General features: G+C 71.0%; 10 protein-coding genes. 4 read left to right on the forward strand and 6 right to left on the reverse strand.

Translation table 11 applies throughout. The annotated features are described in order from the left end of the window. Positions 1–54 precede the first annotated feature (54 nt). The gene (gene rlmKL, locus EAT51_RS09855; protein ID WP_130561572.1) at positions 55–2,193 is read left to right on the forward strand and encodes a bifunctional 23S rRNA (guanine(2069)-N(7))-methyltransferase RlmK/23S rRNA (guanine(2445)-N(2))-methyltransferase RlmL; all 2,139 of its coding nucleotides are present in this window, start codon (positions 55–57) and stop codon (positions 2,191–2,193) included. A gap of 15 nt (positions 2,194–2,208) precedes the next feature. Here the strand turns inward: rlmKL and EAT51_RS09860 are convergent, their stop codons facing one another. After that, on the reverse strand, positions 2,209–3,072 hold the full coding sequence (locus tag EAT51_RS09860) for a DMT family transporter (protein ID WP_130561573.1): 864 nt from the start codon (positions 3,070–3,072) through the stop codon (positions 2,209–2,211). Positions 3,073–3,200: 128 nt separating this feature from the next. Between EAT51_RS09860 and EAT51_RS09865 the strand changes: the two genes are divergently transcribed. From EAT51_RS09865 to EAT51_RS09875, 3 genes are all read left to right on the forward strand, one after another. After that, positions 3,201–4,589: an aminotransferase-like domain-containing protein gene (locus EAT51_RS09865; RefSeq protein WP_130561574.1), complete on the forward strand. Its 1,389-nt coding sequence runs from the start codon at positions 3,201–3,203 to the stop codon at positions 4,587–4,589. Positions 4,590–4,693: 104 nt separating this feature from the next. Continuing rightward, a complete protein-coding gene (locus EAT51_RS09870) occupies positions 4,694–5,965 on the forward strand; it encodes an MFS transporter (protein WP_130561575.1) in 1,272 nt (423 codons plus the stop codon). 66 nt (positions 5,966–6,031) lie between these two features. After that, on the forward strand, positions 6,032–7,303 hold the full coding sequence (locus EAT51_RS09875) for an MFS transporter (RefSeq protein ID WP_130561576.1): 1,272 nt from the start codon (positions 6,032–6,034) through the stop codon (positions 7,301–7,303). A 1-nt stretch (position 7,304) separates the two neighbouring features. On the opposite strand, the gene EAT51_RS09880 is transcribed toward EAT51_RS09875, so the two are convergent. From EAT51_RS09880 to EAT51_RS09900, 5 genes are all read right to left on the reverse strand, one after another. Continuing rightward, a complete protein-coding gene (locus EAT51_RS09880; RefSeq protein ID WP_130561577.1) occupies positions 7,305–8,756 on the reverse strand; it encodes an MFS transporter in 1,452 nt (483 codons plus the stop codon). A gap of 252 nt (positions 8,757–9,008) precedes the next feature. Beyond that, complete coding sequence (locus EAT51_RS09885; RefSeq protein WP_165422704.1) at positions 9,009–9,266, reverse strand: DUF2845 domain-containing protein; 258 nt, start codon at positions 9,264–9,266, stop codon at positions 9,009–9,011. Between the two features lie 980 nt (positions 9,267–10,246). After that, entirely contained in the window at positions 10,247–12,928 is a 2,682-nt protein-coding gene (locus EAT51_RS09890; RefSeq protein ID WP_130517444.1) for a M1 family metallopeptidase, read from the reverse strand. 168 nt (positions 12,929–13,096) lie between these two features. Further along, entirely contained in the window at positions 13,097–14,395 is a 1,299-nt protein-coding gene (locus tag EAT51_RS09895) for a DUF445 domain-containing protein (protein WP_130517446.1), read from the reverse strand. Positions 14,396–14,434: 39 nt separating this feature from the next. Beyond that, positions 14,435–15,805: a GntT/GntP/DsdX family permease gene (locus tag EAT51_RS09900; RefSeq protein WP_130517448.1), complete on the reverse strand. Its 1,371-nt coding sequence runs from the start codon at positions 15,803–15,805 to the stop codon at positions 14,435–14,437. Positions 15,806–15,917 lie beyond the last annotated feature (112 nt).

Below are 15,917 nucleotides of genomic sequence, written 5' to 3' on the forward strand. Positions count from 1 at the left end.
CTCGCGCTCGATCTCACGCACGCCTCACCCCTCTTCACTCACGCCTGGCTTTTTATGAAGTTCTACGTTTCCTGCGCCAAGGGCCTGGAGTACCTGCTGGTCGACGAGCTGACCGCGCTGGGTGCGGCCAAGGCCACGGCCACCGTCTCGGGCGTCAACGCCGAGGGCACGCTGCACGATGCGCAGCGCGCAGTGCTGTGGTCGCGCCTGGCCAGCCGCGTGCTGTGGCCGATCGGCGAGTTCGAATGCCCCGACCAGGACGCGCTGTACGACGGCATCTTCGCGCTGCCATGGACGCGGCACCTCACCTCCGAGTTGACCTTGGCGGTGGACGCGCACGTGTCCGGCGAGGCGATCACGCATGCGCGCTTCGCTGCGCAGCGGATCAAGGACGCCATCGTCGATCACCTGCGCGCAGAGGGCTTCGAACGGCCGTCGGTGGACGTGGACGAGCCGGACGTGCGCATCAACTTCTCGCTGCGCAAGGGCCGGGCGACGGTGTCGATCGACCTGGGTGGCGGGCCGCTGCACCGGCGCGGATGGCGCCAGGTGCGCAACGAGGCGCCGCTGAAGGAGAACCTGGCCGCCGCCGTGCTGCTGCGCGGCGGCTGGCTGCAGTCCTACGCCGGCGGGGGCGGCCTGCTCGACCCGATGTGCGGCAGCGGCACGCTGCTGATCGAAGGCGTGCTGATGGCCGCCGACGTGGCGCCGGGCCTGCAGCGCCATGGCAGCCTGCCGCCGTCGCGCTGGCTGGGCTTCGACGCCGAGCAGTGGCGCGTGCTGCTGGACCAGGCGCGCACGCGCGAGGCCGCCGGCCGCGCCAAACTGGGCCAGGTCGCCTTCGGCAGCGACATCGACCCGCGCGCCATCGAGGCCGCCCGCGCCAGCGCGCGCGAGGCCGGCGTCGAGGACGCCATCGCCTTCAGCGTGAGCGACGTGGCGCAGCTGTCGGCGCCGCCGATCCGCCGCGGCGTGGTGGTGTGCAACCCGCCCTACGACGAACGCCTGGCGGCCGACGCCGCGCTCTACCGTGCGCTGGGCGATGGCCTGCGCCAGGCCGTGCCCGACTGGCGCGCCAGCCTGCTGTGCGGCAGCGCCGATCTGGCCATGGCCACCGGCCTGCGCGCGCAGAAGAAGTACCAGCTGTTCAACGGCGCCATCGAGTGCGCGCTGATCTTCGTCGACCCGATCGCGCCGCCGCAGCGCGTGGTCCCCGACGCGCCACCGGAGTTGAACGACGGCGCCCAGATGGTCGCCAACCGGCTGCGCAAGAACCTCAAGAAGCTCAAGGCCTGGCGCCAGCGCGAGGACGTGAGCTGCTACCGCGCCTACGACGCCGACCTGCCCGAATACGCCGCGGCGGTGGACGTCTACACCGAGGCCGAGGGCGCGCAGCGCACCTTCCTGCACGTGCAGGAATACGCCGCGCCGGCCAGCATCCCCGAGGCCGATGTGCAGCGTCGCTTCAACGAACTGCTCTCGGCGGTGCGCGCCGTGTTCGAGGTGCCGCGCGAGCAGGTGGCGATCAAGTCGCGCGCGCGCGGCAAGGGCGGCAGCAAGTACGGACGCATGGGCCAGCAGGGCGAGTTCATCGTCGTGCGCGAGCACGGCGCGCGGCTGCGCGTGAACCTGTTCGACTACCTGGATACCGGGCTGTTCCTGGACCACCGTCCGCTGCGCGGACAGATGGCCGCCCAGGCGCGCGGCCGGCGCTTCCTCAACCTCTTCAGCTATACCGGCGTGGCCAGCGTGGAGGCGGCGGTGGCCGGCGCCAGCAGCAGCACCAGCGTCGACCTGTCGGCGACCTACCTGGAGTGGTGCGCCGAGAACCTGCGCGAGAACGGTCTGGGCGGCGCCCGACACCAGCTGGTGCAGGCCGACGTGCTGGCCTGGCTGGAGGCCGACCGCGGCCAGTACGACCTGATCTTCTGCGACCCGCCGACCTTCTCCAACTCCGCACGCGCCGAGGACTTTGACGTGCAGCGCGACCACGTGCGCCTGCTGCGCGCGGCGGTGGCGCGGCTGGCGCAGGGCGGGGTGCTGTACTTCTCCAACAACTTCCGCCGCTTCAGGCTGGACGAGGCGGCGGTGGTGGAGTTCGCGGTGTGCGAGGAGATCAGCGCCAGCACCATCGGCCCGGACTTCGAGCGCAACGCCAGGATTCACCGCGCCTGGCGCCTCACGTTGGCCTGATCGCCCGCCGGCCGGTCAGTGCGCGAACCTGCGCGCGCCGGCCACGCAGATCGCCGCGCCGGCCATGATCCACAGCATGCTCGCGCGCACCGGCTCGTGCAGCAGGCCGGCGGCCAGCGCCAGGCCCAGGAACGGCTGCAGCAGCTGGATCTGGCCGACCGCGGCCACGCCGCCCTGGGCCAGTCCGCGATACCAGAAGATGAAGCCGATCAGCATGCTGAAGAGCGACACGTAGCCCAGCCCCAGCCAGGCCGGCGGGGTGATCGACGCCAGGCTGTCCGGACGCGACAGCCAGGCCAGCGGCAGCATCAGCGGCAGCGCGAGGACCAAGGCCCAGCTGATCACCTGCCAGCCGCCGAGCCGGCGCGAGAGCCGCGCGCCTTCGGCATAGCCCAGGCCGCAGACCAGCACCGCCGCCAGCATCAGCAGGTCGCCGCGCAGCGAGGCCTGCAGCCCGCCCATGGCGGCGTAGCCGACCACCAGCGCGCTGCCCAGCAGCGAGAACGCCCAGAACGCCGGCCGCGGCCGGTCGCCACCGCGCAGCACGCCGAAGATCGCCGTGCACAGCGGCAGCAGGCCCACGAACACGAGGGAATGGGCCGAGGTCACCTGCTGCAGCGCCAGCGCGGTCAGCAGCGGAAAGCCGACCACCACGCCCAGCGCCACCACCGCCAGGCTGGCCAGCTGCTGGCGCTGCGGCCGCGACTGGCGCAGCAGCATCAGCAGCGCCACGGCGAGCGCGGCGGCGATGCTGGCGCGCGCGCAGGTCAGGAATACCGGGGTGAAGCCGGCCACCGCGATCCGCGTGGCCGGCAGCGATCCGGCAAAGATCGCCACGCCGATCCCGCCGTTGATCCAGCCGCGCGTGCTGTCGTCCATCGTCTCGTCTCGTCTTGTCTTGTCTTGGGGAGGGCGGGCCAGTAGGCCAGCGCCGCGCCGGGCGACCCAGACACAATCCAGTACGATCCGCGGGAACTGTTTTCCTTTTTGACCAGAACGGTTGGGACATGGCGCGGCAGGCAATCCGGATCGACCAGGTGATCGAGGCCGTCAGGCAGGGCATCGCCGCGCGCACCTATCCGCCCGGGGCGCGGCTGCCCTCGGTGCGCGAGCAGGCGCGCCGGCTCGGCGTGTCGGTGTCCACCGTGGTCGAGGCCTACGAGCGGCTGGCGGCCGAAGGCCTGGTGCAGCCACGCGCCGGCTCGGGTTTCTATGTGCAGGGGCCGGTCGCGCCGCTGGCGCTGTCGGGCCTGGGGCCGCGGCTGGATCGCCAGGTCGATCCGCTGTGGCTGTCGCGGCAATCGCTGGAGGCCGACCCGAGCGTGCTCAAGCCCGGCTGCGGCTGGCTGCCGCCGTCGTGGATGCCCGAGGCCAGCATGCGCCGCGCGCTGCGCCAGGTCGCGCGCGGCGACGCCGCCACGCTGTGCGACTACGGCAGCCCGCTCGGCCTGGCGGCGCTGCGCGTGCTGCTGGCGCGGCGCATGGTCGGCGCCGGCATCGCCGCGCGCCCCGAGCAGGTGCTGCTGGTCGAGTCGGGCACTCAGGCGCTGGATCTGGTGTGCCGCTTCCTGCTGGAGCCGGGCGACACGGTGCTGGTCGACGACCCCTGCTATTTCAACTTCCACGCGCTGCTGCGCGCGCATCGCGTGCAGGTGGTGAGCGTGCCCTACACGCCGGAGGGGCCGGCGCTGGAGGCCTTCGCCGAGGTGCTGCGCACCCACGCGCCGCGGCTGTACATCACCAATTCCGGCCTGCATAACCCGACCGGCGCCACGCTCGCCCCGCGCATCGCGCACCAGGTGCTCAAGCTGGCCGAGCAGGCCGGGACGTGGATCGTGGAGGACGACATCTTCGCCGACTTCGAAACCACGCCGGCCGCGCGGCTGGCGGCGTTCGATGGCCTGGCGCGCGTGATCCACGTCGGCAGCTTCTCCAAGACGCTGTCGGCGTCGATGCGCTGCGGCTACATCGCCGCGCGCGCGGACTGGATCGACGACCTGGCCGACCTGCGGGTGGCGACCAGTTTCGGCGGCGGGCGGCTGGCCTCGGAGGTGCTGCTGGCCGCGCTCACCGATGGCGGCTACCGGCGTCATATCGAGCGTCTGCGTCTGCGCCTGGCGGTCGAGCGGCGCCGGGTGATCGAACGGCTGGCGCCGCTGGGCATCGTGCCGTGGCATGTGCCGGACGCCGGGATGTTCCTCTGGTGCCGTTTGCCGCAGGGGCGGCTGGCCGCGCCGCTGGCCCAGCACGGCCTGGCCCATGGCGTGGTGCTGGCGCCGGGCAACGCCTTCAGCCCGGCCCAGCGCGCCGAGGACTGCATGCGCTTCAACGTGGCCCAGTGCGGCGCGCCGCGGATCTTCGAGGTGCTGGCCGCCGGTCTGGCCCGGCAAGACTGAGGCGGGGCGTGCGGAAAGCTGCATCCGGCTGACGCATCACTGCACGCGCGCAGGCGCGGCGTTGGGCCGCTATGGTGTGCGGCCCCCTCCGCTACGCCCGCCCGATGCCCGCTCCCACCGCGCCGTTGCGCAACGATGCCAAGGTCCTGTCGCTGTCCGCGTTGGGCGGGGCGCTGGAGTTCTACGACTTCGTGGTCTTCGTGTTCTTCGCCAAGACCCTGGGCGCGCTGTTCTTCCCGGCCGAGATGCCGGCCTGGCTGCAGCAGGTGCAGACCTTCGGCATCTTCGCCGCCGGCTATCTGGTGCGGCCGATCGGCGGGGTGATGATGGCGCACTTCGGCGATCGCATCGGGCGCAAGCGCTTGTTCGCCTTCAGCGTGTTCCTGATGGCGCTGCCGACGCTGTGCATCGGCCTGCTGCCGACCTATGCGCAGGTCGGCATCGTCGCGCCGCTGCTGCTGCTGTTGCTGCGCCTGCTGCAGGGCCTGGCGATCGGCGGCGAGATGCCGGGGGCGTGGGTGTTCGTGGCCGAGCATGCGCCGGTGCGCAAGGTCGGCTTCGCCGTGGCCAGCCTGTCGGCCGGCATCAATGTCGGCACCCTGATGGGCTCGCTGATGGCCTCGGCGATGGCGCATTGGTTCACCCCGGCGCAGCTGCTGGATCACGCCTGGCGCATCCCGTTCCTGATCGGCGGCGTGTTCGGTTTCATCTCGGTGTGGCTGCGCCGCTGGCTGGACGAGACACCGGTGTTCGCGCAGATGCGCGCGCGCAAGGCGCTGGCCAGGCTGCCGATCCGCGACGTGCTGCGCGACCACCGCGGCGGCGTGCTGGTGTCGATGGGCGTGACCTGGGCCCTGACCGCCGGCATCGTGGTGGTGATCCTGATGACGCCCACGCTGGTGCAGTCCTCGTTCGGCATCGCGCCGGCGCTGGCCAGCGAGGGCAATGTGCTGGCCGCGATCTGCCTGGTGATCGGCTGCGTGTGGAACGGCGTGCTGAGCGACCGCATCGGCCGCGCGCCGGCGCTGCTGGTGGCCTCGCTGGCGCTGCTGGTCGGCGTGTATCTGCTGTACTTCGATCTGGCCCGCGGCGGCGCGCACTTCCTGCCGCTGTACGCCTTCGCCGGCTTCACCGCTGGCGTGGCGGGCGTGACCCCGGCGATCATGGTGGCGTCGTTCCCGGCCTCGGTGCGCTACACCGGCCTGGCGCTGTCCTACAACCTGGCCTATGCCATCGCCGGTGCGGCGACGCCGCCGTTGATCGCCTACCTGGCCGCGCGCGTGGGCGCGCTGGCGCCGGCGCATTACGTGGCGCTGGTGGCCCTGGTCAACGTCGGCCTGGCGCTGTACCTGTGGAAGCGTCCGGCGGTCGAGTAAGCCGCTTCGCGCATCCGGGCGGCGGGCCCGTTATCGTGTGCCGCCTTTCGCCCGAGCGTCCCTGCCATGTCCACCGCCGCCGCGCCGCTGCGCAACGATGCCAAGGTCCTGTCGCTGTCCGCGCTCGGCGGGGCGCTGGAGTTCTACGACTTCGTGGTCTTCGTGTTCTTCGCCAAGACCCTGGGCGCGCTGTTCTTTCCGCCGGAGATGCCGGCGTGGCTGCAGCAGCTGCAGACCTTCGCGATCTTCGCCGCCGGCTACCTGGTGCGGCCGATCGGCGGCGTGCTGATGGCGCACTTCGGCGACCGCATCGGGCGCAAGCGGCTGTTCGCCTTCAGCGTGTTCCTGATGGCGCTGCCGACGCTGTGCATCGGCCTGCTGCCGACCTATGCGCAGATCGGCATCGCCGCGCCGCTGCTGTTGCTGGTGATGCGCCTGACCCAGGGCCTGGCCATCGGCGGCGAGATGCCGGGGGCGTGGGTGTTCGTGGCCGAGCACGCGCCCGCCGGCAAGGTGGGCTTCGCGATCGGCACGCTGTCGGCGGGGCTGAGCCTGGGCCTGCTGCTCGGCGCGCTGGCCGCCTCGGCGATGGCGCACTGGTTCACCCCGGCGCAGCTGCTGGATTACGCCTGGCGCATTCCGTTCCTGATCGGCGGCGTGTTCGGCTTCGTCTCGGTGTGGCTGCGCCGCTGGCTGGACGAGACACCGGTGTTCGCGCAGATGCGCGCGCGCAAGGGGCTGGCCAAGCTGCCGATCCGCGACGTACTGCGCGAGCATCGCGGCGGTGTGCTGGTGTCGATGGGGGCGACCTGGGCGCTGACCGCGGCCATCGTGGTGGTGATCCTGATGACGCCGACGCTGGTGCAGTCCTCGTTCGGCATCTCGGCGGCGCGGGCCAGCGAAGGCAGCGTGCTGGCCTCGGTCTGCCTGATCGTCGGCTGCCTGTGGACCGGGTTGCTGTCGGACCGGATCGGCCGCGCGCCGGCGCTGGCGGTGTCCTCGCTGGCGTTGATGGTGGGCGTCTACCTGCTGTATCTCGACCTGGCCCACGGCGGGCGTTACTTCCTGCCGCTGTACGCGCTGGCCGGCTTCACCGCCGGTGTGTCCGGCGTCGCGCCAGGGGTGATGACCGCGGCCTTCCCCGCACCGGTGCGCTTCACCGGCCTCGCCCTGTCCTACAACCTGGCCTATGCCATCGCCGGGGCGGTGACGCCGCCGCTGATCGCCTACCTGGCCGCGCGTGTGGGGGCGCTGGCGCCGGCGCACTACGTGGCGCTGGTGGCCCTGGTCAACGTCGGCCTGGCGCTGTATCTGGGGAAGCGCCAGGTCGCGGTGTGAGTCAGGCCGTCGCGCGGGCGCGATGCCCGGACAGCTCGGCGCCGACGTCGTGGCTGAACTTCAGATGCCACCAGGTCGAGGACAGCGAGATCAGCGTCACCAGCACGAAGGCCGCCGAGAAGTCGCCCAGCTGCGCGCTGCCATGGCCGCCGACGGCGATGGCGGTCTTCAGCGCCAGCGCACCCACGCACACGCCAACTGAGAGCATCAGCTGCTGCAGCGTGCTGTAGAGGCTGGAGGCGTGGCTCATGCGGCGCGTGGGCACCGCCTCGTAGGCCACCGTGTTGTAGGCGGCGAACTGGAAGGACATGAACGCCCCGCAGCCCACCAGCAGCACGAACATCAACCAGTCCGGCCAGCCCGGACGGAACAGCGCGCACACCGCATAGCCCAGGCTGGACAGCACGCCGTTGGCGAGCAGGCCGTTGCGATAGCCGACCCGGCGCAGCAGCATCGGGGTGCACAGGCGCATCAGCAGCGCGCCCAGCGCGGTGGCCAGCACCAGCCGGCCGGCGTGCGCGGCGCTGTAGCCGAAGCCCAGCTGGAACAGCAGCGGCAGCAGGAACGGCTGCGCGCCCTGGGTGATGCGCATCAGCGAGCCGCCGATCACCGAGAGCCGGAACGAGTCGATCTTCAGCACGTCCAGGTCCAGCAGCGGCGCGTCCGCGCGCCGCGCGTGCCACAGGTAGCCGGCCGCCGCCGAGGCGCTGACCGCCATCAGCGCCAGGCCGGTGATCAGGTTCCCCGGCTGGCCCACGCTTTCCAGGCCGAACAGGCCGCAGCCCAGGCACAGCCCGCACAGCACGAAGCCCGGCAGGTCGAACGGCCGGGGTTCGTCGGCCGCCTCGATGTAAGGGATCACCGCGCGCACCAGCACGAAGCCCAGGATCCCGATCGGCACGTTGATGTAGAAGATCCAATGCCAGCTGGCGTGCGTCACCAGCAGGCCGCCCAGCGGCGGCCCCAGCAAGGGCCCCAGGAAGGCCGGCACCAGCGTCCAGGACATGGCCGAGACCAGATGCCTGCGCTCGACCGTGCGCAGCAGGATCAGCCGGCCGAGCGGGGCCATCATCGACCCGCCCGCGCCCTGCAGCAGGCGCGCGGCCACCATGGTCGGCACGCTGGTGGCCAGCGAGCACAGCACCGAGCCGGCGACGAACACCACGATCGAGGCGCTGAACACCCGCCGCGCGCCGAAGCGGTCGGCCATCGCGCCCGAAGCGGGGATGCCGATCGCCAGCGCCAGCAGGTAGCTGGTCATGGCGATGCTCATCGCCGGGGCGCTGGCGCCGAAGTCGCGCGCCATCGCCGGCAGCGCGGTGGCCAGCACGGTGGCGTCCAGCTGCTCCATGAAGATGGCGCAGGCCAGGATCAGCGAGATGACCCGGTAGTCGGGCGTCTTGCGGGGCGGGCGCGCCGGCGCGGGCGGCCGGGCCTGGGAAGCAGCAGTCACAGCGATCGGGTCCTGACCGACGCGGCCTCACGGTCCCGGCAGGCGAGCCTGGCGGCGGTGAACACGCGTCGAAGGGCCGGTGCGCGCGGGAGTTGCGCACCGCAACACGCGGATTATTCGCCTGTGGTGGAGGCCGGACAACCGGCGCGGGGCGCAGCCTCCCGCGAGGTGGGACACAAGCGGCGGGCCTCGACCGGGGCCGGGGCGAGATTCACGGGCGATCGCAGCGTCGGCCGCTGCGATGCGGGGTGATTAGTTGTAGATCTCCTGGATATCAGTCACCCGGCCATCCTTGAAGATGATCTGGATGGTCTTCTGCGACTGGTCGTACTCCCAGCGCTCGCCGATATTGGCGCTGTACTCGTTCTGCAGCGGAATCACGCGGTCGGGCTTGCCGGCCACCTGGGTCACCTTGCCGGCGCTGTCGCCGGTGCTGACCAGCTTGTTGCCGAAACGCACGCTGCCGGCCGCCAGCGCCGTGCCGGCCAGCAGGCAGAGGGTCAGGCTCAACAGGATCCTTTTGATCGGGCTTTCCTTCGTATCAGGGGTGATTGCGAGCCCGCGGACTGTGCCACAAGCCGCCGAGCGGGGCACGGGCGGATGGTTTGGTCTGGGTGTCCACTGTCATTGCTCAGCTTTCTGAATCCGACTTCTCAGTTTGAATCGATTACCCCCGGACTGCGAAGCATCCCGCAGCGTTCTATTGCCTGCGAAAAGGTTTCTTCTGCGGCTTGAGTGGGCGCAAGGCAGAAGCGCGTCGGCCTCGAAAGGGGCAGCGGTCCGGCGGGCGGCGGCCGCTTTTCCCTCAATCAGGGCATCCTGCCCTGATTCGGGCGCTCGGCATCCTGCCTCGCTGGGCGCGGCCCCCGCCCGCCGGCCCGCTGCCTCGCGCGTCACGTCGCAGGACTTCGGTTTGCGGGATCCTGCTTGCCTCTCTTTTGCGCACAACGCGATCAGTGACTACATGCATCGACGTGAGGCCCCCTCCCTTGCGCGCAGCGCAGGGGAGGGGTCGGGGCTTTCCCGGGCAAGCCACCGAAGCGAAAAGCAAAAGCACCCCACCCCGGCCCTCCCCTTCGCCTGCGGCGAAAGGGAGGGGGCAGAGCGCTCACCCAACGCCTTTGGATCGAAAGAAATCCTGTGCTTTTCGATCGCACGGCCTCGCCCCGGCAGGGCGTGACACAGCGCGGGCCAGGCTGGTGCACGGGTGCGCATAGTCCTCGCGGAATCCCGTGGGAGCCGCCATGGCCGAAAAAGCCACAAGGGCGGTTCCCACCAGAAGCATTAGGCGCGGTCGATCTTTCCCATCCAAGCGCCGGCTATCAGGGGAAACCGAGCCGAGAAGCTGCACCTGGCCGGGTCGAGGCTGGTGGGCGAAGTCCGCTCACCAAAGCCGCACTCATCGATATCCGCAGTTCGGCAAAGCGCCCAAAAAGAAACCGCCGCAGTTTCCTGCGGCGGCGTTCAGGTGCTGCAGCCCGCGCTGGCGCTTATTTCACCAGCGTCGCCGGGTCCTGCTTGGCGGTGAGGGCGGCGCACAGGGCGATGCTCTCGCGCGCCTGCTGCAGGCCGCGGATGGCGCCGGGCAGGTCCTTCAGGCGCGGCTCGAAGAACGCCTGCAGGCGGTCCGACTCGGCCGGGGTGCAGGCGCCGGCCGAGGCCATGCGCGGCAGCGAGCCGCCGGCGAAGGCGCCGATGCGCGCATGGATGGCGTCGTAGTTCTGGGTGAACCAGGTCCACTGCGTGTCGCGATCGGCCACGGTGGCGTGCTTGCCGGCGGTCAGCAGGTAGCGCATCTCGCCGACCTTGACGTCCTTGCCCAGGCCGAAGCTGCGCACCTTGGCGGCCAATGCCGGGTCCTCGGTGCGGCTGAGCGCCGAGAGCATGGCATTGCGGTGGGCCGGATCGATCACGCCGGGCAGCGCGGCCATCAGCTGGTCCACCGCCGGAGCGCCGTGCTCCTGCACGCTCACCGACAGCGCGGCGGCCAGCAGGTCGGGGTTGGCCTGGTCGAAGGCCAGCGTCTTGCCGCCGGCCAGCACCGCATCGCCCTGCTTGAGCAGCTCGGCGCGCGCGGCCGGCACCTTCATGGTCAGGGCCAGGAAGCCGGCCAGTTCGGCGCGCTCCAGCGCATCGCTGCCCTCCTCGCCGTCCTTGCGCACATAGCCCAGCTGCTGCATGCGCGGCAGGTAAGCATCTTCGGCCCACTGGGTCAGCGCCGCGCGCTGGGCGTCGGTCCTGGCCAGGCGGCCGTACAGCCAGCCCACGTGTTCGGTGGGTACGGTCGCGACCTCGGAGACCTTGGAGGCGGTCAGCGGCTTGAGCGCGGCCAGCAGCTGGGCCGGGTTCAACTCGCCCAGGTCGAAGGCGGCGCTGACGCCGTCGCCGTAGGCCAGCTGCTCGGCATCGGTGAGCTGGGCCACATCGGCGGTGAGCGCCTTGAGCGCCTTGGCGTCCAGGCCGATGCGGTAATAGCCGGCGGCGCCGGCGTTGGGCATCACCCAGCCGCCCTTTTTCGCGCCCGGCAGGACCAGGGTGCCGCTGGCGGCCGACAGCAGGGTGCAGGCCTTGTCGCTGCCGGCGCTGGTCTGGTAGCGCACGCAGACCGGCACGCCCCAGGTCTTGGCCGAATCGCCGGTGCTGCCCAGCGGCAGGTAGCGCCGCTGGGTCAGCTTGAGCACCACCTGGCCCTTGGCGTCGGTGACCTCGGTGTGCACATAGGGCACGCCGGGCTGGTCGAGGAAGCTGTTGAACGCGGCGGTGAACTCCGGCCCCTTGCCGGCGGCGGTGGCGATGGCGCTGACCAGGTCGTCGGCGGTGGCATTGCCGAACTTGTGCCTCTGGATGTACTGGCGCATGCCGGTGCGGAAGGTGTCCTCGCCCACATAGGCCTCGAACATGCCCAGCACCGCGGCGCCCTTCTGGTAGGTGATGCCGTCGAAGGCGTTCTCGATGTCGCCGTTGCCGGTGATCTCCTGGCGCATCTTGCGCGTGGCCACCAGCGCATCGCCGGACATCGCGCCCTGCGCGCCCTGCACGCGGTCCAGGTCGGCGCGGTATTCCGGATGCACCTTCATGGTGACCTTCTGCTGCATCCAGGTGGCGAAGGACTCGTTGAGCCACAGGTCGTTCCACCAGGACATGGTCACCGTGTCGCCGGTCCACTGGTGGGCCAGCTCATGGGCGATCACGTTGAAGGACGAGCGCTTGTAGCTGGTGGCCGAATCCTTGTCGAGCAGCAGCAGATAGTCGCGGTAGGTCACCAGGCCGGCGTTCTCCATCGCACCGGCGGAGAAGTCCGGCGCGGCCAGCTGGTCGAGCTTGTCGAAGGGATAGCCGAAGTCGTAGTAGTCCTCCAGCGTGTGGATGATCACCGGCGTGGAATCCAGCGCGATCTTCATGCGCGGGCCCTTGCCGTTGGGCGCCACGCCGCGCAGCGGCAGGGTGCCGGCGCGCTGCGGCGTGGCGGTGATGCCTGGGCCATCGACGATGTCCCACGGGCCCACGGCGAAGGCGACCAGATAGGTCGGCAGCGGCAGCGTGCGGGCGAAGGTCAGCGTCTTCCAGCGCTTGCTGGTGGTCGTGGGCGCCTCCTGCACCTGGGCGGTATTGGCCACGGCCTGCAGGTCGGCCGGGATGGTCAGCTTGATGTCGTATGGCGTCTTGAACGCGGGCTCATCGAAGCTGGGGAAGGCGAAGCGCGCGCTGATCGGCTCCATCTGCGTCATCGCATACGGCTTGCCTTCGTAGGTGACCTTGTACAGGCCTTCCAGCGCCTGGTTGAACGGCGCGGTGTAGGCGATGGACAGGGTCAGTTCCTGCGGCTGCAGGGTCTTGCCGAAATCGATGCGGGCCACGCCGGCCTGCGCGTCGGCCACGGTGTACTTGGCCGCGGCGGCCTTGCCGTCGGCACCGGTCACGCTGACCTTGCCGACCTTGAGCTCCTTGCCGTCGATCCACAGGTGGTCGCTGGCCTGGGTCAGCTTGACCTTGATCGTGGTGGTGCCGCTGAAGCTGTCCTGGGCGGGGTCGATCTTCAGGTCCAGCGCGTATTCCTGCGGCTGGGCCCAGGTGGGCAGGCGCCCGGTAGGCACGGCCTCGTCGGCGGCTGAGGCGCCGCAGCAGGCGCTGGCCAGCGCGAGGGCCAGCACGGAACGGGTCAGACGACGCATGGGCAAGGCTCCGGTCAAAAAAGGACTGCGCAGGCTGAGGCGCCGGCGGCGGGGCGCACAGTGCCACAAGGCAGGGGGGCGAGGTGTGGAGGGGCGCGCGGGTGGCGTGGAACGCGTCGACGCGCGAGCGCTGCGTGTCGCCAGAAGCCCGTTCCGCGCCCGTTCGGGCTAGCCCCAGAACACCACCACCGCATGCAGCACCAGCCCGATCAGCCCGCCCACGATCGTGCCGTTGAAACGGATGTACTGCAGGTCGCGGCCGACGGCCAGTTCCAGCACGTCCACCAGCTGGCGTTCGTCCCAGCCCTTCATGGTCTGGGCGATGTGGTGGGTCACGCCGCTGCGCAGGCGGGCGGTGAGGCTCTCGGCGGCGGTGGTGAGGTGGGCGTTGAGGGCCTCGCGCAGCGAGGCGTCGCGGCCCAGCGCCTCGCCCAGGGTCTGCAGCAGGCGCTCCAGGTGCGCGGCTAGGCGCGAGTCGGGGTTCTCCAGGTCCGCGCGCAAGGCGGCATGGACCTGGTCCCACAGCCCGCGCACGTAGTCCTGCACGGCCGGGTGGTCGATCAGATCCTGCTTGATCTGCTCCACGCGCTCCACCAGCGCCGGATCCTCGCGCAGGCGCTGCACATAGCGCGACAGCCAGGCCTCGTAGTCCTGACGCAGCGGATGGCCGGGCGTGGACAGCACGGTCTGCAGCTCCTCCAGCGCCGCGGCGGCGATGCGCTGGGCCAGGGCGTCGCCGATCTCGTCCACCCGCTTGATCAGGTCCACCGTGCCCATCAGCTTGGGCCATTCGCGCCGCGCGTAGCGCACGATCAGCGCCGAGGCGCGGGCCTTGAGCGCCGGGTCGTCCAGCCAGCGGGCGATGCGCTTGAGCGCGGCGTCCAGCAGCGCCTGGTGGCGGCCGTCGGCGGTGAGCAGGCCCAGCACCTGGCCGGCGGTGCCGGCGGCGTTCCAGCCGCGCAGGCGGGCGATCACGAAGCGCTGGATCGCCGCGCGCACGGCGCTCTCGTCCAGCAGGTCCAACGCCTGCAGCGCCCAGCCGCGCGCCATGCCGGCCAGCAGCTTCGCCTGCGCCGGTTCGGCCAGCCACTGGCCCAGGCGCGCGGCCGGGTCGAACGCGCTCAGCTTCTCCAGCAGCGCCTCGGGCGCCAGGAAGTGGTCGCGTACGAACACCGCCAGACTGTCGGCCAGCCGCGCCTTGCCGCGCGGCACGATCGCCGTGTGCGGGATCGGCAGGCCCAGCGGCCGGCGGAACAGCGCCACCACCGCGAACCAGTCCGCCATCGCGCCCACCGCCGCCGCCTCGCAGAACGCGGCCAGCCACGCCCAGCCGCCGCGCAGCCCCATCGCATGGCTCAAGCCGAAGCCGGCCAGCATCAGCACCAGCAGGCCGAACGCGGCCAGCTTCATGCGGCGCAGGCGGATGCGGCGGGGATCGTCGGCCGGGCCGGTCAGCGGTTCAGTCATAGGGCAAAGCCTAGCGCGTGTCCTGCAAAGCCCTTGCGATCACGCCAGCAGCCGCCACAGCAGCGCGGTGCCGGCCAGTCCGACCAGCGAGACGATGGTCTGCAGCACCGACCACACCATCACCGTCTGCTTGAGCTTGAGGTCGAAGTACTCGCGCACCATCCAGAAGCCGGCGTCGTTGACGTGGCAGAAGAACACCGAGCCGGCGCCGATGGCCAGCGCGATCAGCGCGCCCTGCGTGGGCGGCAGGTGCGCCACCAGCGGCGCCAGGATGCCGGCGGTGGTGGTCGTGGCCACCGTGGCCGAGCCCGTCGCCTGGCGCAGCGCCACGGCGATCAGCCAGGCCAGCAGCAGATAGGGCAGGTGCGCGCCCTGGGCGACCTTGGCGATGGTGTCGCTGATGCCGGCATCCAGCAGGACCTGCTTCAGGCCGCCGCCGGCGCCGATGGTCAGCAGCAGCGCGGCGATCGGCGGCAGGCTCTTGAGCAGCACCTGGTTGACGCGCGCGCGGCCCAGCCCGCCGCCCCAGCCCAGCAGCGCCACCGCGGCCAGCACCGCCAGGGCCAGGGCCACCATCGGTTCGCCCAGGAAGCGCAGTGCGGTGGCAGCCGGGGCGTCCGGCGGCAGGGCGATCTTGGCCAGGGTGGCGCCGAGCATCAGCACCACCGGCAGCAGGATGATCGACAGGCTCGCGGCGAAGCCGGGCGGATGCGCCGGCGCCTCGCGCGCGGAGAACAGGGCCTCCATCTTGGCCGGCACGGCGATATCCATGCGCCGCGACAGCCAGATCCCGTACAGCGGCCCGGCCAGGATCACCGCGGGCACCGCGATGATGAAGCCGAACAGCATCGTCAGCCCCAGGTCCGCATGCAGCGTGCTGACCGCGATCAGCGGACCCGGGTGCGGCGGCATCAGCGCGTGCAGCGTGGTCATGCCGGCCAGCGCCGGGATGGCGATGCGCAGCAGCGGCTGCTGCGCGCGGCGCGCCATGACGAAGATGATCGGCACCATCATCACCAGGCCGACCTCGAAGAACAGCGGCAGGCCGATCACCATCGCCACCAGCGCCATCACCCAGGGCAACGCCTTGCCCTTGCCGATGCCGAGCAGGGTCGAGGCGATGCGATCGGCCGCGCCTGTATCGGCCAGCATCGCCCCCAGCATGGCGCCCAGGGCGATGATCAGGCCGGCGTCGCCCAGAAGATGGCCGGCGCCGGTGCCGAAGGACTTGGCCAGCTGTTCGGGCGGCAGCCCGATGCCCAGCCCGGCCACGAAGCTGCCGACCAGGATCGACAGGAACGGCGGCAGCCGGAGCAGGCTGATCAGCGCGACGATGCAGACGATGCCGGCCAGGGCGCACAGCAGCAGGCGCGAGTCGTGCGCGGCCCAGTGCACGGTGGTGAAGTCCAAGGCGACGCTCCGGTGGAAACTGACGGGGCCGTCAGTCTAGTCGGCGCGACCTGTCATCCCGATCAAGGCGAGCGGCCGGCCCACGGACTTCACATTGGCTTCAAACAGCGCT

It is taken from the genome of Pseudoxanthomonas winnipegensis (assembly GCF_004283755.1).
Lineage (GTDB): Bacteria > Pseudomonadota > Gammaproteobacteria > Xanthomonadales > Xanthomonadaceae > Pseudoxanthomonas_A > Pseudoxanthomonas_A winnipegensis.

What these genes read in the sequence shown, in the direction of transcription:
- rlmKL (WP_130561572.1), top strand. Translation starts at nt 55, where the DNA reads ATGAAGTTCTACGTTTCCTGCGCCAAGGGCCTGGAGTACCTGCTGGTC.
- EAT51_RS09860 (WP_130561573.1), bottom strand. Translation starts at nt 3,072, where the DNA reads ATGGACGACAGCACGCGCGGCTGGATCAACGGCGGGATCGGCGTGGCG.
- EAT51_RS09865 (WP_130561574.1), top strand. Translation starts at nt 3,201, where the DNA reads ATGGCGCGGCAGGCAATCCGGATCGACCAGGTGATCGAGGCCGTCAGG.
- EAT51_RS09870 (WP_130561575.1), top strand. Translation starts at nt 4,694, where the DNA reads ATGCCCGCTCCCACCGCGCCGTTGCGCAACGATGCCAAGGTCCTGTCG.
- EAT51_RS09875 (WP_130561576.1), top strand. Translation starts at nt 6,032, where the DNA reads ATGTCCACCGCCGCCGCGCCGCTGCGCAACGATGCCAAGGTCCTGTCG.
- EAT51_RS09890 (WP_130517444.1), bottom strand. Translation starts at nt 12,928, where the DNA reads ATGCGTCGTCTGACCCGTTCCGTGCTGGCCCTCGCGCTGGCCAGCGCC.
- EAT51_RS09895 (WP_130517446.1), bottom strand. Translation starts at nt 14,395, where the DNA reads ATGACTGAACCGCTGACCGGCCCGGCCGACGATCCCCGCCGCATCCGC.